Below are 18,244 nucleotides of genomic sequence, written 5' to 3'. Positions count from 1 at the left end.
AGGCTGGTACGCCCACATTTCATTGTCTGTAAGTATACGAATTCCTGACTATTCCGCGAAGTGACTCTTGTTAATTGTTGTCTCGGTGGTCGATTCGTGGCCCCGGATTGTCGCGTGGGCTTTCGCCGGCACGATACGAGCGATAAGCAATGAACTACGCGCGTATGCCCTGAAAAAATTGCCATTCGACACCAACATAAAACTCTAGCACTGGAGCGGCGTTCAGACGTATTTCGCCCGGTAAGGCGCGCCAGTGCTAGAGCCTTTCCCGCTAACACACAAAATATCCTGTCAAGGCTGCCGATTAAAACGCTGTACTCGTTTCCCGCTATCTACTTCTCCTGCGTACAAATTGCCGTTCGAATCGATGGCGAGATCATGTACCCAATGGAATTCCCCCGCGTAACGGCCGGGGCGGCCTAGCTGCGATAACACCGCCCCGGTTTCGCGCGACAAGGTCAGCACCTGATTGTTACGGCCATCCGCCATGAGAAGATAACGTTGTTGCGGATCGCGTGAAAGGGCGATGTCCCACACCGAGCCATTGCCCGCGGTTTTCGGCTCGACCGTGAATTCCTTTACGAAGGCGCCATCTTTCTTGAATACCTGAATGCGGTTGTTGAGCCGGTCGCAAACGTAGACGAATCCGTCCTTCGAAACCCGGGCACAGTGGACCGGATTGCCGAAATGCTGCAACTGCGCAGCCGTAGGCGGATGCGTACGGCGCGCGCTTGGCTTTTCATAATCGACAGGCGCCTTGCCGTAAGCACCCCAGTGGCGCTTGTACGCGCCCGTGTCGGCATCAAACACGATGACGCGCCGATTGTAATATCCGTCTGCCACGTACACCTCGTTGGTGGCGGCATCCACTTCCACCGCCGCCGGCTGCCCAAGGCGCGTGGTATCGGCGCTTCCCGCCTGCGCGCCGACTTTGCCGATTTGCAGGACAAATTTTCCGTCACGCGTGAATTTCAGGATCTGGCCATCGTTTGGCCCATTGCCAGTCACCCAGACAAACCCTTTGTAATCGACATGAATGCCGTGCTCGTTGCCCGGCCAGTCGTAGCCTTTGCCGGGGCCACCCCAGGAACGCAACAATTTTCCGCCAGCGTCGAATTCCAGCACGGCCGGCGCGGGCGCGCAACACTTCGACAGCGGTGGAGTCGTGGTCGCCCCGCGCTCATCGTCACTCAGCGACGCCGGCCGTTGCAACACCCACACGTGGTCGTCCGCGTCGGTCGCGACACCGCTCACCTGCCCCAGAATCCAATTGTTGGGTAGTGGTTGCGGCCACGAAGTATCCACCCGATAGGCCGGAACACCATCGCTGGCCGCGATCGCGGGTCCACAACCGAGCGCCATCAATGCAAGCGCCGCAATGCGCGCAACGAAACTTTTCTGTTTCATGAATATTTTCTCCTCATTGTTTTTCTGGTCCCGCGTCGCATTCGCGCGCCGGATCATGTGTTCCGAGCGTTCGATGCCACTGACCGCCGGGCGCATTCCACTCTAACACCACGGCCTAGATGTTTCGTCAGCCTCCTGCCGGCGGGAGCGATTCAAAGTGATGTGGATTTTGGCTCCTCCCTTTTCAAAGGGAGGTTGAGAGAGATTTGGGATGCTCGAAAATTTGCAGTTACCCGGGCTTGCGATGACCAAAGTTCCCCCCGATCCCCCTTTTCCAAAGGGGGAAGCAAAACAATTCACATTTCCACGCCAGTTTGAATCGCACCCCCTGCCGGCGTACTGATCGATTTCGGCCACCTCATGTTGTGCACGGAAGTTGCCGATATAGTCCATGATTCATACAGATGGGGCCGGAAAGACATGGACGTTCAGAAAGCACTGGAAGCGATTGCGGCAGACGCCGCACGCGGCGACATGGTCTTTCCAACGCATGCCGAAATCGCGATGCGCGTTCGGCGTGCGCTCGATGACCCGGATTGCTCGGTTGGCGAGCTCAGCCAGCTGATTTCCGCCGAGCCGATTCTATCGGCGCGCGTGGTGGGAATCGCCAATTCGGTGGCCTACAACCGCTCTGGTCGTGAGTCCAGCGACGTGAACAGCGCCGTCTCCCGGCTGGGCTTCAAGACTCTCCGCGTGATGGTGACCGCGATGGTGGTGCGCCAGATGGAAGGCATGTCGCAGTTGCCTGAACATCGCGCATTGGCGGGTCGCCTGTGGGAGCACACCGCGCACGTTGCCGCGCTGGCGCGCGTGATCGCGCAGCGCGTAACCCACCAGGACGCCGATGCCGCCTTCTTTGCGGGCATCGTGCATGAAGTTGGCGGCTTTTACCTCATCTCGCGCGCGAGCGCCTTTCCCGGCCTGTTTCAGGGTGATCTCACGGATTGGCACAATCGGGGCGAGGCAGAAATTGGGCATGCCGTCATGCGCGTGCTCGGTGTGCCGGCGAATATTCTGGCCGCGGTCGAGACGCTGTGGGAAGGCTTTCTCGCCATACCTCCTGAAACACTGGGTGACACATTGCTTCTGGCGGATCGGCTCTCGCCGATTGAATCGCCCCTTGGGCCGCTGGCAGGCGTGAACCACAAGGGCATGGACGCGGATATCGATATCGCCATCGACGACGAAACGCTCAGCGGCATTCTCAAGGACTCGGCCGAAGAAGTGGCATCGCTGATTGCGGCCCTCAAGGCATGACGCGCGGTGCAAGTCAACTAAACGCTAGCGAGCACTCACCCGCAAATGAATTCAGTGAATTGGAGGGGTAATCCCGGGTTTATCGAAAGGTTTGATAGATGCGCACCATGCATACTGAGTGCGTATTGGAACTTGCTGCACTTGCGGGTCAATCGTTCCGTGCAGCAGGCAGCAATCACGTAACAGGGAATGACGCCATGAATCAGACATACCTGACGCATCACGTACAGCCGACCGTTCTGGAACGCCCGCAACGGGATCCGCTCCATGCGGTGACCGGCCTGTTGTGGGGTTCGCTACTCGGAACCGCGCTTTGGCTGTCGGTGCTGTCGCTCGCGCTGAACGGCTAGCGCCCGGCGCGTTTCCACACGCTGGCCTCCTGAGCGGGGCGAAACAATCGCGTCATCATCAACTCGCGTAATCACGCAATCACACAGACGCAGATCGAATACGACTTCAATATTTCGCTCGATACCGAGCGTTCGAAAATACACAAACTCCAGCACTGGCGACACTTCTCAAGCATAAATTGCTGGAAAGGCCCGTAGATGCTGGGGTTTCAATGTTTTTGGCGCATTCAAGCACCCCCATGGGGATGGGTCCCGGCCTACGCCGAGGCGTCCTGACTTTTGAAAGTCTTCGAAGGGGAAAGCGACCGGCGCTGATCAGCCTTCCCGCCATAGCGGGCGTTATATCCGCGTTATTGCCCCTGCGCGACGCTGCGAATCGTTTCTAAATTTCCATGCGCCGCCTATACTCATTCGTGTGGTTTGCCGCTGCACAAACCTTGCAGCTTGTCGCCGCAGATGAAACGGGTGGGAGATGGCACATTGCGACAACGATGTCCAACGCGATGCGTAGCAGCCGGATTGGGCCGCATTTGGCCGGCAAGGCACTGATCGCATGAGCGCCGCCGATTTTTCGGCTGAATCGCCGCTCGCGCCAGGCTCGCTCTCGATCAAACTGCTGGGCAAGGCCGTGATCGTGGCCGATGGGGCCAAACTCCCGGCGCTGTCCGCGCGCGCACTGCCGCTGCTCGCCATGCTGGTGTTGGCCGATGGCCCGGTCACGCGTGAGGCCATCGCGCGATTGCTCTGGCGGCGCGTGGATAGCGCGTCCGCGCTCGCGAGTCTGCGGCAGCTGCTTCATCACCTCGCACCGGCGTTGCGCAATGCCATCAGCAGTACGCGCAATGAACTCACGATCGGCAAAGCCGCGCTGCACGATTGCGATGTCTGGTCCGTGACGGATGCGCTGGCGCGCTCAACCGCCGCTGAAAAGCTGCTGTCGCTCTACCATGGCGCGCTATTGGCCGGTCTCGTTTTCGATGAATTGCCCGAGTTTGACGATTGGCTCAGCAATCAGCGCGAGAGCCTTGCCGCGCGCGTGCGGCAGGTGATTTTGGGTGAAGTCGCGGCACGGCGGCGACAGTGCGCGTCGGGTAGCGCGAAAGAGGAAATCGGCTCCGCGCTTGGAATCGCCGAAGCCTGGCTGCAGCGCGACCCGGCCGATGAAACGATGCACGCTGAAGTCATGCAGTTGCACTTGCTCGCAGGCAACATCCGCGCCGCCGAAGCGCAATTCGAGCAGCTGCGGCGCACACTCGCCACGGGCGCGGGCCGCAAACCCGCACCGTCAACACGCGCCATTCTCGAAGGCGCGCTACGCCGGCAGGGGAGCATTCGCGGCGCCGGTCTGCCTGCGTTGGCAACGAGTTTCGTCGGACGGCAGGATGAACTCGCTGAAATGGCGCGAATGGCCTCGGACCCGCATTGCAGATTGATCACGCTGCACGGCCCTGGCGGCATGGGCAAGACGCGGCTCGCGCTGGCCTTCGCCGAAGAAACGCGACGGCACGACGACGATGCGCATTTCGCGGCACTGGAAGCGGTGCGATCCGCGCAAGCTCTTTATGCCGCGATCGCCGCCGCATTCGGGCTGGAACTCTCACCGCGCGCAAATCCGAAAGAAGTGCTGTGCGAGGCGCTGCGTTCATACGAAGGCATTCTGATCCTCGATAACTTCGAGCAATTGCTGCCGCACACCAACAATGAACTCTGCGAAGCGCGCGATTTCCTGCCCGCTTTGCTGCGCGCCGCGCCGCGCATGAAAATGGTCGTGACGTCGCGCGTCGCGCTGGGGCTGCAGGAAGAATGGGTACTTGAGCTCAACGGCCTTTCGTATCAGACATCGGGGACCAGCGAGTCCGTGGATACCTCCAACGAAACCGCGATCGAACTTTTCACCAGCCGCGCGCGACAGGCGTATCGCGGCTTTTCGCGCAGCGCGGAGCTGCCACATGTGCTCGCGATTTGCCGCGCGGCCGAAGGGTTGCCGCTGGCGCTGGAGCTCGCGGCCGCGCAAGTGGGTTCGCGGCCGTGCGCGGAGATCGCGCAGTCGCTCCTGAAAGAAAGCGGTGCCGCGACCAGGGCGAGCAATCGGCCCGAACGACATGCCAGCGTGCGTCGCGTGATGGAGCAGTCTCTCGCCGCGGCAAGCGCCGAGCAGGCGCGGGCATTCATCTCGCTCGCACTTTTTCAGGGTGAATTTTCCGCCACACTCGCTTTCTCAATTGCGCGGGTGCGCGAAAGTACGCTGCAGGAATTGAGCGCACGTGCGTTGATTCAACGCGTCGGCGACCAATACAAATTGCATCCGCTGCTGCGGGAGCTGGCGGTTGCGCGGCTCGCGCGGAGCCGTGCCGTCGCCGCGCGCCTGGAAGCGAGCTACGTCGCTGAAATTTCAAAACGTGCCGCGACGGAAAATACGCGGCTGCTCGGTGCGCAATCGCAAGACGCGATGGCGACGATTCCCGAACGCTTCACCGATGAACTGCATGCCTTGAAGCTTGCATGCAAGATCGGCGATACCGAACGTGTGGTGAGCCTCGCCGCCGCGTTGGTGAACACCGCGATGGCGCGCGGCCTCGTGCGCGCGTGCGTCGAAGCCTGGCCGGAAGTCGATAATGCGCTGCCGGTGAATGCGGCGTGCGCATTACGCATCCGGCGCGCGGATTTGGTCAGGCAACTGGGCGAATACGACCAGGCGCTCGAGGAGTACCGCAAGGCCGAAGTCGCGCTCACATGCGGGGTAGCGGGCCCGCCGACGGAGAGCGGCGGGCGCGCATTGGCATTCGCCATCCACGCGGGCCGGGCGGGGGCATTTTTGTTTCGCGGCAATTATGCGGAAATACTCGTGGAGCACGCTGCCGCTGAAGCGCTCGCGGACGCAGATGTGGCATTTGCGGAGCGCGTGCGGATGGATTCCTTTGCCGGTACCGCGTTGATGGAGCTTGGTGAACTTGACAAAGCGGAAACACTGCTCGCGGCAAGATTGGCGGAGGCCGACAAGGCAGGTGCCTCGGCCACCGTGCTGGTAATGCTGCTGAACGCGCTCGGCGGTGTGGCCGAATATCAGGGCAAGCTGGATCGCTGCATTGAAATTCATCGCCACGCGCTCTCACTGTTGCAGGATGCGGGCTTGCAGTACATGCAAAGCCGCCACCTCTGCAACCTCGGCGGCGCGCTATTGCAAACGGCCGGGCCGAAAGCCGCGGAACTGGTATTTGAGCAAGCCGTGACGATCGCCACGACCTACGGCGATCGTGGCCCGCTCACGTTTTCGCAAATCGGCCTCGCCCACGCCGCGCTCATGCAAAACGACTACGCGCGCGCGGCCACGATTGCCAATCAAGCACGCTTGAACGCGCGGCGTATGGGCTCTACTGCGCTCATCGCGGAATCAGGCGCGCTGATGATTCGCGTGGCGATCGAGCGCGCGGATTTCAGGCTAGCCGCCGAACTGCTGACCGAACTCGTCAACGAGACGGCAGGCAAGGTGCAGGGATTTCGCAAACTGGAAATTGTTTTTTGCGGACTCAAAATCATTCACGCAACCACTGCTGAAAATGGCGGCCTGTCGCTCGGAGCCGCCGCCAATCTGCTGCTCGCGCATCCGGCGTGCACGGACACCATGGCAAAGGATATTCACACATGGGTGAAATCGCTGAACTTGCCTGCGACAAAACAAGGCGCGAAATCGCGCGCGCTCCCGGTGGAGAAGATCGATGTGGAGTTGGAAAAGCTGTTGGGGCGGGTGATTGAGGGGGTGCGAGCGGGGTTGAAGCGTATGCCGCTAGCCTCACGTAGCGAAGCACACGATCAAGAAGCGATTTGCATGCCCCGAGCAAAGTTGGGGGCTGATGAGCTTCTTAGGGGATCGCCTCAGATAACCAATTCGACAGGGCTCCGCCGGTGCCGTTGGCGGCGCATCAGCGCATGTCATGGTATCGGCTGCTCCGCCAAACTGCTCTCGGTTTGACCCGTCGCGAGTGGGCTCGCCGCGCGCCATGGTGCCTCAATCACCGATCGGCACAATTCGGTAACAGCAAAGAATCCGCTCGTGCGGGTGAGTCCACCGGGGTATGACGCGATGAGCGAGAACGTCCTGCTTTATTAATGCTCAGCCCCCCGAATGTGGCCACACCATTGACGAGGGCGCTTTGGTTCGCGCCAAGCAGGCTCGCCGAGTTCAGATTGTTGCCTAGCGTGAGCGTCACGCTGCCGGTCGCGCTGGTAATTGTGTTGTCAAACGCGTCATACACCCAAGGGTGACGGAGGGCGTGATCGGTTTGTTTACCTCGGCGGTCTGTCGGTTGCTGCATAAACGCCAAGCTGCGTCGGCGCGCCGGGATTCATAGTGGTGTTGCCGGATCCGCTGGATTGCCAACGACCGCTGAAGGTGTGCGCGCCTGCCTTGCGCAGCGTGACATTGAACGTGTGCGACCCGGCGTCCGCCGAGGTGAAAGTGTAGTCGGCCGGTAGTACCGCAGCAGGGTCGTTCGACGCAAATTGCATGGTGCCGGCAAAGTTCGTGTCCCGTTGGTTGGAAGTGTTTTGCACCTCGACCGTCAAGGGGAAAAGTGTCCCCGGCGATGGCCGTCGCTGGTGTGGCACGACAATGTTTGATGTCACGGCACAGTTATTGCCATCTGCGGGCAGTAGTGCGGGAAGACATGTGACTGGATCGTCGTGCCCTCGACCTGGCCACGGCGATCGCATGGCCGTTGCCATCCGCAGCAAGATGGTACGAGTCCTGATGGAAGGTTAAGGTTTGTTCTCTGTTCCGAACATCAATGGGGGCCGACTCCAACCGTGGCAAGCCTGAACTGCTGGCCCATAGCTTGCCGAAGCATTTGTTTCTATTCCTCCCAAGTCGCGATGAGCCTGCAGGCTGCCAGTACCGCGATTTTGGGCCCGGTCAGGGAGTGAGAATTACTGACTCAAACGGTGCGCTGGTTCGTTGGGCAAGCCCGACCAACCGCTGCCAGGCATGAAACGGCTGTATCTGAACCTTAGACAGCCCGGTTGATTCGACGCAGGCCTCTCCCGCCGACCAAGTTGCCGTCATTGTGCCGTTAGGCTCGGTCGCAACCTGGGCATATTCGATTGAAAGCCAAAGCCGGATGTTAATAATAATGGTGGGCCCCACCCCGAAATCGCATCGTATCGGCTGGCATATAGGCTTCTATTTGATGACCACCCAAACACCGACAGCATTACCGCTTGTGGTCCATCGCGCATGGCTCAACAGGAATCGGCAGGCCCGTCAAAATGGATATTGGCAATTTGCGTGCAATATGGCCGCGCGGCCGTAAATCGGCGCGTTAACGTAAAGCGGGCGGTCGTTAGTCTGACCGTAACCATGTCGTCGATGCACTGCCATTCGGCCCATTGAGATCAGGGTGTTCCGAGTCATTCGATGTCACCAATTCCAGGTGATTAAACCGCCCTGAGTTTCGTACTCTTGCCTAATTATGTTGGCTGTCGCGAGTGACACAGGTGCTTGCCAACCACCTCGAAGACTGGGTGAATATTTCGTAACGCTGTACCATGCCGAGACCGTGAGGGCTAACAGCGGCGGACAACGATCAAATCTTTCCAGACCACGATCAAATTGCCACGCGGATTCATCGCGATGGCATGGTTCGCGGTTGTCCGTGTCGACACGCCCACTGATGTTCGGTGGCGTATCACTCAATGGCGTCGCAGTCCCCAACCGGTCGAAGGTGTGAACCGGTTGGTCCAAGATCTGGATTTCCCCACTTAGGGTCAATGCATTCCGTTTCCCCACATCGCGATGGCATTTCCACCACATCCATGGCGATTTTTGGCGTAACCTTTGCGAACGCAAGACTTTCGATGACCTGTTGCCGCGCAACCCAGCCGGCGCCTGCGACAAATCGATTCGCCAAGCTTGCTGGCGCGCCTTGGGACGAGCCCCTGCTACAAGCCGCCTATCGCGTTGCCTTGTGCGTCCATGGCAACTTGGATCTCATTGCTGAAGCCAGCTAAGGAGTCGGTCCCGCCGGTAGCCTGCCCGAGTTCCAGGCTCAACAAATCCAGTGGCAGCAAGGTCGTCACAACGAACGCCGAGAATTGCACGACCGAGCCGGAATCAGGCGCGGTGTAGGCGAGAGTGAAAGTCGTTTGCGCGGGTGCCGCGTTCACTGAAGCAACCACCGTCACTACCCCGCCGACTTTACGCACCAGCTGAATCTTCTTCACGTTGTAGGGCCCGATAATGGGGAAGAAGTCGACCGTCGCCGGGTCCAGCTTGACGGTGAAGTTGATGGTGTCGCCTGACACAAAGCTTGCCTTGTCCGCCGTCACCGCACCGGTCGCGATCCCGGCAGGCGATTTGGCGATGTCGGTGGAAGCCTTCAGCTCCAGCGCACTCACGGCAGGCAATCCCAGCAACGTCAGTACGTCGCCCAATTTGCCGCCCGCGCCGGCGCCGACGTCGAGGGAGAGTTTGTAGTCCGACGCATAGAGCGGATCGAGTATCTGGCTTTCCTTCAATGCAAAACTGCCCGCAAGCGTGGCACCCGCCTTCGCTTTGACGAAGTCGAATCGCAGCGACTTCAGGAAAACGTTACCGATGGAGGCCTCCATGTAGCCGAACGCGGAAAGTGACGGCTCCACGCGAAGATCGCCGAGCGACGGTGCATCGAGTGTCGGCGTGACTTTTGCTGTGAAGTCGTCCATCGCGCGCTCGAAGGTGCAGGGCGGGTTGCCACCAGGGCAAACCACTCCGGCTTTGATCTTGCCTTTCACTTCAACCTTCGTGCCGATGCCCATGGTGGCGACGGTGATCTTGCCGCCGGCCTCGAAGCCGACGCCGAATGGAACGACGCCGCCGAGAATGAGCGCCAGCGGCCCGCCGGCGGGAACGACGTATGCAAACAGTTCGGCCTTGCATTCAATCTTGCCTTCAAATGCGGCCGCGATGCTGACGCCGCCTTCAAACTTGATGACCGGTTCGGCGGTGATGACAAAACGTTTGACGAGAAGAGCGCTAAGCAGGTTGAAACTGACATCAAGCACGGGGCTCGCGGTGACCGTGAATAAAGGTGGTGCGCTCAGCGCGATCGGCAATGGCGCGCCTTGGCCACCGACGCCGGTAATGGAAACTTCGCAGGAAGTAAACGGCGGCAAGGCCTGGGTGCCCGTTGCACCGGCAAATGGGGTGCCGATGGTGGCATTGGCATTTGCTTTGGCGGGCGTGCTTTCGAGCGGGCTGGATTTTCCTGGCGACGCCTTCGGCGTGAAAGAGAATGTATTGCCGACGCGCGTGATGTTGTAGGCGGCAGCGATAGCTGGCGGAATGTTGACGACCGCGTTGGACATGTCGATCGTCTCGGTAAAATCGAGCGTCGGAAACATCTCGCGCGCCGAGAGTAGTCCGAGCGTGACGATGATCGGATTCCCCGTACTGTCGACCGCCACCACGCGCCCGGCAACAACTTTCGATTCGGTGTTCATCAGGATTGAGCCGATGGCAGGAGGCGATATGCCGCTCAAACGAACCTGATAGGTGTTGGAGAAACTCGGCGGCGCATTGGGTGTGGTTTCAACGGGGTCGCCGATGATCTGCGAATCGGTAATCAGGATCGCGCCGGGCGCGGTCTCGGTGAAGAGCGCGACTAGCGGCGCGGAAGAAATGCCGCCCGCAACGGCGACGATCTGGCTGGAGCCGTTACTTGCTGCCGCTGTTGCCTTGCCGCTCGCGTCAACGGTGATCACGGCGGGTTTACCGGATGTCCAGGTAACGGGTGCAGTGAGCAGAACTCCCTGTGCATCGAATGCTTTCGCGGTCAATTGTTTGAATGCACCCGTCTGCGTGAGGATGAGGCCCTTTTGCTCGATCTCCACGCGCGCGACCACACCCGCGGGTGACACGGTGGCGCCGCGCAGCGTGGTGCCGGAGCGCGACTTCGCCGCGGAGATATCGGATGAATTGATGGTGCCCGTGACGTCTACATCGAGACGGAAATTGGCGGCGGTGACGCTTTGTCCAGCGCGTGCTTTCACGCCACTGATGTCGCTCGAATTGACGGCGCGCGTGTCGTTCACATCGCCGACCAGAAACCCGATCGAGGCTGATGCATTCACGGCGATGCCGTTGACGGCGGGGAGCGAAACATTCACGCGTTTGTTGTCGGCGACACCGGCGATCATGATGGTGACTTCATTGCCGGCTTGTGCGGCCGTGGCGCTGACGGCAGCACCCGCTTCATCAATAGCGGTGACCGTGCCGATGGAACTGACCGCGGCATTGAATTGAAAAACGATGCTGTGGCCCGCGCCGCTGCCGCGCGGCTCGACATTGACGGCGCCACCAAGCGCGGTTGCGCTTTCGATCGCGATGTCGAATACGCCCGCCGCGCCGTGCGTCTTTCGCGATTTCACGCCGATTAGCGTGAGTGGCGCGCCGGGAATTGGCGTGACGCTCACCGTCGCCGATGGCGCGCTCGGACCGGAAGCATTTGTGGCCGTCACCGCGCAGCTATAAAGCGTGCTATTGACCAAGCCGCTCACCGTAATCGGCGCGGTGATTCCGCTACCGGTGACACTCGCGCCCGCGCTCGGTATGCAGTTCGCGGTGTAGGCGCTAATCCCGCTGCCACCGACGGAAGCGGGTGGGGCAAAGAAAATGAAGGCTTCTGCGCTGCCCGCTGCGGCGGTGCCGATGACGGGTGCGCCTGGTACTTGCGCGTTCGCGTTGCCCAATGCGCCCGCGAGCAGGAGCAGAGTCACAAAAGCAAAACTCCCGCACTGGCGCGCCTTTCCAGCCAACAATGCTCTGAAAACCCCGCCAATGCTAGGGTTAGCAAATTTGGAAGTGCAGAGTACGCATTTCATTGCTCTCTCCCTGTACTGCAAGAATATCCGCTACGCCGAGGCGGTACTTCGTTCGAATCTGCCACTCGACATCAAGGCAAGGTCAATCCCGACCGCGCCTTCACCGCCGAGAGTGCGACAGGACTGATGAATCCTGCGGTAGTAACGTCAGCACGGAAGTTGACGCTATTGGTCGGACTCATCAGTCTTTTTTTCGTCGTCAGAATGTCGATCGAATTCACCCGGCGCGACTCGTGCACATCGCCAACGAGGAACCCCATTGCTACGTTCACATCGCGCGACTGATTGACATCGGCAAGCCGAATCTCCACTCGCGTGCGATCAGGAACTCCAGTGAGAATTACGGTAATGCGGCTGTTTGCACGACTGACGAAGGTTTGCCCAATTTCGGTCCCGTTCTGGTCAAAAATGGAGACGCTACCCACGCTCACGATTGGCTGGTTGAAATCGAACGTGACCTTTTGAGACCCACTCGAGATACGCGGTTCGACGCTGACGTTACCGTCAATGGTCGCATTCAGATTGATTGGGACCGCGAATTCTCCGGCTGCCCCGTGGGTCTTGCGCGAATGCGCTGACTGCAACACCAGCGTGGATTGTGGCGTGACTGAAACGGCGGCCGAGGCCGATCCGTTGCCGATGATGTTGTCTGCACGTACCGTGCACGAGACTGCCACGGCATTGGTGAGGCCGGTGACCGTTAGCGGTGAGAACAATCCACTCGTGCTACGGGTGCCGCATGTCGCGGTGTAACCCGTGATAGCACTGCCGCCATCGGCTGGTGTGCTGAATGCCAGCGTCGCGCTGCGCTCTCCCGGCGTCGCAGTCGTGATCACTGGTGCCGATGGTACGGTCGCAGTGGGCGTGGCAGAGATGTTGAACGTGAACTCCGCTGTGCCGACATTGCCGGCTTTGTCCGTGACTATTACTGCAAAACGGAATGCGCCGCCTGCAAGTGGCGTGAACGTGAAGCCAATGTCCTGCGCCGACAAGATCGAATATTGCCCGTTACCCCCGCCAAGTTCATAGGGCTGGCAACCACCGCCGCAACTGAGCAAAGAAATGGCGTAGGTATCGATGCCAGAGCCACCGGCATCGGTCGATGGTGCAAATGAGATGCGTTGAAGTGTCCCCACTGCAGGCGATGCCGGTTGCAGGCTAAAACCTGGCGTGGGCGCAATCGTATCGAGCATGGTGAAGTTCGCGGTAACAGCTTTGACAGCGTCCATGGTCACGCTACAAGTACCGGTAGCATTCGTACAGGCACCCGTCCAGCCGCCAAAAGTACTGCCGGCGGTAGCGATAGCCATTAACGTGACGGCACTGCCTTGCACGAAGCTGCCGCTGCAGCTTGCGCCGCAATCGATACCGGCTGGCGCGCTAGTGACAATGCCAGCGCCGCTGCCTGACTTGCTTACCGTCAGTGTCGGCAATGGGCCGGTATAGAAGCGGGAAATTTGCGATGTATCACCCGTCGAAAGCCGCGTTGCCGTTGCGGAAACATTGCGAACGAAGCGGGGAGGGTTGCCGAGAAGGTGGCGAAACCGGCAGCGTTGGTGGTGATCTGCACGACATCCACGAATTTTTCGGCGCGTCCCAGATTCTGGGTATCGGCGACACTGTTGTGAAAGAATTCGATCTTGTAGGTTTCGTTTGCCACGCTATTGAGTGTGCCTAGAACTGTGACCGATGCACCTTCGGTCACGCTGGTGATGACGGGTGCTGTCTGATTGCGATTACAACCGGGCTGCAGTTCGATGCCGCGTGCATTGGCCGCACCCGAGGAGCCGACATCGAAAATTTCATTCTCGGAAAGCGTCGTGCTGCTGCCGCCGGTGCATTGGACACCCGATACCTTGGTTTGCGTGATGACGTTGCGACGGATGGTGTTGGCGTTATTGCCGCCGGCGTCAAGCAGGATTCCTTGGCTGGAATTGGCGCCTGCCGCCGGATTGCCATTGCGATCCAGATTGAACACGTTGCCCTCGACTAGCGCGTTGCTGGCGCCCGAAAGTCTGAGGCCGTTGCCGTGTAGCGTATGGGTGATGAGATTGCGGTCTGCCGGATTCGGGCCGCCCACGCGCGCGCCGATGACATTCACACTTTGGCCATTGTTTATTGCCAACCGGTGTTCGCCGTTGAACCCGGCGGGGGTCAGTCCGTCGGCACGCCAACCGAAATAATTGCCGGCAAGTACTTGGCTGAACGTGTTCACCAGGCCTGCGCCGAACACGTTGCGAACGCCGATGCCGACCTGCACTGCGGCGAAAGCGATACCGCGCAGGGTGATGCCGTCATGGCCAAGGAAAAGTGTGCTCGTGCCCGCAAATTCAATCTTGAGTTGCGCATTGTTGGTGTGGTCGGTGGCCGTGTTTGCGACCGCCCCCGGCTGCGAGTAGCCGTCAACCACTACATTCGGGCAGACAATTGCGGTACCGGTGCCCAACTGCACGACGCACACCCCGGTGGCTGGATTGCAGCCCGGATCGGTGGCGGCGGGGATGTTGAATTCGATGCGTTTTGTGGGTGCGTCGCAGGTTTGGTTATTGATGATGGTTACCGCGCTCGTCCACGTTCCCGGACCCGATTCGGCCGTGCTGGTTACAACGAACCGAACACCTGCCGTGAAGCTGGCCGTCACCGTACAGGCCGCCGTGATGGCTGGCGTAGTGTAGGGGCTGATGGCGCTGGAACCGCTGCAGCCAGCCAGGCCGGTCAAGATATAGCCAGCATTGGCGGTGGCGGTACATTCTGTGGTGCTGCCGTGGTTGACGGGGTCAGGCAGGCAAGTGACGGTGCCACCCGCTACCGGGTTGGCCACGGCGGTGACGGCGTAAGTGATGGGCGGCGGATCCACATTTATGGTGACCGTCACGACCACTGAGAAGCCATTGCCACCCGCGACCCACGTGAACGAATCCACGCCGACGAATCCCTCCGCTGCCGTGTAGGTGCATCGGACGGGGAACGTTTGGGATTCGAGAGTTGGGCAATCCAAAACACCATGCGTGGTCGTGCTTAAGACCCCCAGGTAGGACACGAAATTGGTGGTAATGAGTTGGAATTGCGCGAGCGGCTCCTGTCCGATGGTCGTAAACGTCTGGTCGCGGGGACCTTGCTCAACACGAATTATCGCAGTGCCCGTGTTCGACAAGAACACGCCATCGCTCGCCGTCCAGGTGAAGGTGTCGTCACCCAGAAAGCCTGAGTTGGGTGTGTAGGAACAAGTCTTGCCGATGCAGGACACAGAACCATTACTTGGCGGTGTGACGATCGTGTAGGTGAGCGTGTCGGCATTGGCATCGAAGGCCTCAAGAACCACGGATCGAGCGAATCCCGACCAGCTTTTATCAAAGGAGTCGGATGCAATCGGGGCGACAGGTACCGGATCAGGCTGCACGTGGATGGTCCAGGTTGCGTTTGTCGTCACCTGTCCGTCGGAGACGGTGAACGTCGCGACGGTATCGCCAACGAAGTCCGCAGGCGCGCGGAAATTACAGACGGTTGGTGGCGCCAACGCGTCGCAACCCAGGTACTCCAGAAGGCCATCGTTGAAGGCAACGACGGCGTCGAGAGTAAGCGTCGCCCCATCGGGGTCAGAGAACTCGTACGGTATTCCGAAGCTGCTGCCCAAAACCACGGTTAGTTCGCCACTGCGCACGACAGGGGGCGATTGGCGAGCTAGGCCCCGCGATGCTCGTGACCCAGTCTGCGATTGATCTAAAACGAGCGCCCGCGGTAAAAGTGCTGCACGTCGCATCGGTTGACGACATCACTCCCACTAGCGTCCCCCGATAGAGCATCGGGCCTCCGCTGTCGCCGTCGCAGCCGATCGTCGGAGCCCCGGTGGTGAGCACCTGAGTGTTGACCGACGTAACGGTCGTGTCGCCCGCGCGGGGTTCTGCCACCGGCGCGCCACCAGAGTTGGCGACGCCCCATCCCGCCAGCGTGATCGGAGTTTGCCCGGCGGTGATGGTAAGAGACGCGACCGAGCGGTTCACCGGACGGATCGCGCTGGGCGTCGCGATGCGAAGAAGCGAGGCATCAAACTGGGGCTGCCCGGAGGTAAATGAAGGATGAAGAACTACCTCCACGATTGCCACTCCAACCGTGTCGTTTCCAATAAAGGCGACGGTAGGGTTCCCGCAATGCGCTGCGGTCAGCACCCAGTCGGCGGCAATCAAGGAACCTGTGCATCTTCCGCCGGGGCCTTCCAGCCGCACCAGCCACTCGAAGGTTCCGCCCGGCGCAACTTGCGGCGCAGGAATGGTGGCGCCTCCCACGATAGCTCGCACCATGCCTGAATTCCCCAGGACGAGCCCAAGCGCAATGAGCGCGAGGGCAAAACGCCAGCACTGGCGGACTTTTCCAGCCAATAATGCTCCAAGCGCCACGCCAATGCTGGGGTTTGGCATTTTCACTCCGTCTGCGGACTCTTCGATTGCGCTGGTCATTTCTGTCTCCCCGTGCAGAAAAAGTATCAACATCGTTGAATCTGCATTTCGTTTGATTCGGCAATCCGATCCCAAGCCAGATTCACCGTGATGGCACGCTTTCTGTTGCCGCAATCCCATGCTGTTGAGTATGTTGGTGGCGCGTAACGCGCACCACCCCGCCAGCGTTAGATAAACGTTATTGGCGCGGCCCGAACTGAGTGGCGGCGCCGCCCAAGAGGAAATACCTGCAACAGGCGGCACATGACGGAGGCATTTGCAGTGTCGGCAACCGGCGGCGCGGCCCTGTTGACCTCGTTGCAAGATCGGCGGCCTCCCGCGGGCATCGTGGCGACACTTGTTGCCGACAAATACACGAAACTCAAGCATCGGCGGGCTTTTCCAGCCGAAACGCCTTGGAAAGCACCGCCAATACTAGTGTTTGCTACTTTTGCAAACGGCAGTCTGCTTGCAGCCTGTTATGTTTCGTCAGGCGCGACGCGACGAATACACCAAACGTGCCGCCGCATCGCAAGGTAAGCGGCAATTTCGCATTCAATCAGTACTCGCCAATAACAATTCATGAGGCGTGAGCCAGCGCCATTGGCCCAGCGCCAAATCAGGCGGCATCGACAGTTGTCCAATCTGACTGCGATGCAGGCTGTCGACATGGTTTCCCACGGCGGCCAACATGCGTTTGACTTGATGGTATTTGCCCGACGTCAGCGTGAGCCGCAATGTTCGCGTGCCGGTGAGTGCACAGCCCAGCGCCCGCACAGGGTCCGGGTGGTCGTCGAGCACCACACCGGCGATCAGGCGTTCCATTTGTTGCGGTGTGATTGCCTCACTCGCGGTGACTTCATATATCTTCGGAACCTCATGTTTGGGCGAGGTCATGCGATGAATGAATTGGCCATCGTCGGAAAACAGCAACATGCCGATCGTATCCTGATCCAGTCGCCCCACCGCCTGCACGTCACGCGTCCGTAGCGGCGCGGGCAACAACGTGTATACGCTGGGATGCGATTTTGCCTTTTGCGAGCATTCGTAACCCATCGGCTTGTGCAGCATCAGATACGCCTTCGCGTGGAATTCCCATGGCACACCCTCCACGCAAAACGTGAAGGCGTCACCGTCAATCGAAGCCGGCGTCACGTCCCATTCGGCGGCGACGTCCGTGCAGACATTGCCGTCCACTTGCACCGCGCCGGTTCCAATCAGCAGGCGGCACAATTTGCGGGCGCCAAATCCCTGGCTGAACAAAATCTGTTCCAGCTTCATTTGCGCCATACGCTTGCCAGCCACGGCTGCTGATCGCGGGGCAAGCCCGGCGGACGGTAGTAGTGCGTCAATTCGGCAAAGCCCGCCGCCGCCATGTACGCGCGCCAATGTTCCAGATCGTGATACACGCCATAGCGGCCGCGGTTCCAGCCCTCACTGTTATCGCCGTGCGGATTGGACGCGAACAGCACGCCGCGTGGCTTCAGGGCGGCATGCAATTCACCCAGCACGCGCGGCAGTTCCACGCTGGGCACGTGAAACAACGATGCGTTGGCGAAAATGCCATCGAACGCCGCGACCGGCAGATCGAGCCTCAGGAAATCCTGCTGCAACACTTCGCAGCCGCTGAATTCCCTCGCCATCTCCGCAAAACGCGCGGAACCTTCAAGCCCTGCCGCGTGATGGCCGAGTCCGGCAAAAGTCTTGAGATCGCGCCCCGGTCCGCACCCAAAATCGAGTATCGCGAACGGTGGATCGCCTTCGATATATTGCAGCAGCGCGCCGATGTTCTGGCTGACATCGTGGCCACGCGTGCCTTCCCAGAAATCCTCCGCTCGCTGGTTGTAATGATCCAGCGTGCCATCGGTAATTTTTTCCAGGTCCGGGAGATTGGGGTTCATTTGGGGGCAGTTGGCTTCAAGCAAGGAATGGTCAATAGGGAAC

The 18,244-nt window shown here is 59.9% G+C and carries 11 protein-coding genes; 3 read left to right on the top strand and 8 right to left on the bottom strand.

Annotation, left to right across the window (positions count from 1 at the left end; genetic code table 11):
- Nucleotides 1-291 precede the first annotated feature (291 nt).
- Complete coding sequence (locus IPP88_03050; GenBank protein ID MBL0121733.1) at nt 292-1,407, bottom strand: hypothetical protein; 1,116 nt, start codon at nt 1,405-1,407, stop codon at nt 292-294.
- 420 nt (nt 1,408-1,827) lie between these two features.
- On the opposite strand from IPP88_03050, the gene IPP88_03045 reads away from it, so the two are divergent.
- The 3 genes from IPP88_03045 to IPP88_03035 all read left to right on the top strand — a co-directional run bounded on the left by IPP88_03045 (nt 1,828) and on the right by IPP88_03035 (nt 6,984).
- On the top strand, nt 1,828-2,664 hold the full coding sequence (locus IPP88_03045) for an HDOD domain-containing protein (GenBank protein ID MBL0121732.1): 837 nt from the start codon (nt 1,828-1,830) through the stop codon (nt 2,662-2,664).
- 197 nt (nt 2,665-2,861) lie between these two features.
- Nucleotides 2,862-3,014: a hypothetical protein gene (locus IPP88_03040; GenBank protein MBL0121731.1), complete on the top strand. Its 153-nt coding sequence runs from the start codon at nt 2,862-2,864 to the stop codon at nt 3,012-3,014.
- A 553-nt stretch (nt 3,015-3,567) separates the two neighbouring features.
- Entirely contained in the window at nt 3,568-6,984 is a 3,417-nt protein-coding gene (locus tag IPP88_03035; protein MBL0121730.1) for an AAA family ATPase, read from the top strand.
- Between the two features lie 314 nt (nt 6,985-7,298).
- Here IPP88_03035 and IPP88_03030 read toward each other — a convergent pair whose 3' ends face one another.
- The 7 genes from IPP88_03030 to IPP88_03000 form a co-directional block, all read right to left on the bottom strand.
- The gene (locus IPP88_03030) at nt 7,299-7,520 is read right to left on the bottom strand and encodes a hypothetical protein (protein ID MBL0121729.1); all 222 of its coding nucleotides are present in this window, start codon (nt 7,518-7,520) and stop codon (nt 7,299-7,301) included.
- Nucleotides 7,521-8,948: 1,428 nt separating this feature from the next.
- Entirely contained in the window at nt 8,949-11,762 is a 2,814-nt protein-coding gene (locus IPP88_03025; GenBank protein MBL0121728.1) for a hypothetical protein, read from the bottom strand.
- Nucleotides 11,763-11,938: 176 nt separating this feature from the next.
- The gene (locus tag IPP88_03020) at nt 11,939-13,300 is read right to left on the bottom strand and encodes a hypothetical protein (GenBank protein MBL0121727.1); all 1,362 of its coding nucleotides are present in this window, start codon (nt 13,298-13,300) and stop codon (nt 11,939-11,941) included.
- Complete coding sequence (locus IPP88_03015) at nt 13,288-15,507, bottom strand: right-handed parallel beta-helix repeat-containing protein (GenBank protein ID MBL0121726.1); 2,220 nt, start codon at nt 15,505-15,507, stop codon at nt 13,288-13,290. Before IPP88_03015 ends, IPP88_03020 begins: the two co-directional genes overlap by 13 nt.
- On the bottom strand, nt 15,464-16,321 hold the full coding sequence (locus IPP88_03010) for a trypsin-like serine protease (protein MBL0121725.1): 858 nt from the start codon (nt 16,319-16,321) through the stop codon (nt 15,464-15,466). Before IPP88_03010 ends, IPP88_03015 begins: the two co-directional genes overlap by 44 nt.
- A 534-nt stretch (nt 16,322-16,855) precedes the next feature.
- On the bottom strand, nt 16,856-17,581 hold the full coding sequence (locus tag IPP88_03005) for a pseudouridine synthase (protein MBL0121724.1): 726 nt from the start codon (nt 17,579-17,581) through the stop codon (nt 16,856-16,858).
- Nucleotides 17,578-18,201 (bottom strand): class I SAM-dependent methyltransferase, encoded by a 624-nt coding sequence (locus tag IPP88_03000; protein MBL0121723.1) that lies wholly within the window; start codon nt 18,199-18,201, stop codon nt 17,578-17,580. Before IPP88_03000 ends, IPP88_03005 begins: the two co-directional genes overlap by 4 nt.
- Nucleotides 18,202-18,244: the final 43 nt, after the last annotated feature.

The sequence above is a fragment of the Betaproteobacteria bacterium genome, from assembly GCA_016720925.1.
Classification (GTDB): domain Bacteria; phylum Pseudomonadota; class Gammaproteobacteria; order Burkholderiales; family Usitatibacteraceae; genus UKL13-2.
Note: the sequence above shows the minus strand (reverse complement) of the source record. Positions and strands in the feature narration are given on the sequence as shown.

Excerpts from the sequence above, each read along its gene's own strand:
- IPP88_03005 (MBL0121724.1), bottom strand. The coding sequence starts at position 17,581 with ATGAAGCTGGAACAGATTTTGTTCAGCCAGGGATTTGGCGCCCGCAAA.
- IPP88_03040 (MBL0121731.1), top strand. The coding sequence starts at position 2,862 with ATGAATCAGACATACCTGACGCATCACGTACAGCCGACCGTTCTGGAA.
- IPP88_03010 (MBL0121725.1), bottom strand. The coding sequence starts at position 16,321 with ATGACCAGCGCAATCGAAGAGTCCGCAGACGGAGTGAAAATGCCAAAC.
- IPP88_03000 (MBL0121723.1), bottom strand. The coding sequence starts at position 18,201 with ATGAACCCCAATCTCCCGGACCTGGAAAAAATTACCGATGGCACGCTG.
- IPP88_03050 (MBL0121733.1), bottom strand. The coding sequence starts at position 1,407 with ATGAAACAGAAAAGTTTCGTTGCGCGCATTGCGGCGCTTGCATTGATG.
- IPP88_03030 (MBL0121729.1), bottom strand. The coding sequence starts at position 7,520 with ATGCAATTTGCGTCGAACGACCCTGCTGCGGTACTACCGGCCGACTAC.
- IPP88_03035 (MBL0121730.1), top strand. The coding sequence starts at position 3,568 with ATGAGCGCCGCCGATTTTTCGGCTGAATCGCCGCTCGCGCCAGGCTCG.
- IPP88_03045 (MBL0121732.1), top strand. The coding sequence starts at position 1,828 with ATGGACGTTCAGAAAGCACTGGAAGCGATTGCGGCAGACGCCGCACGC.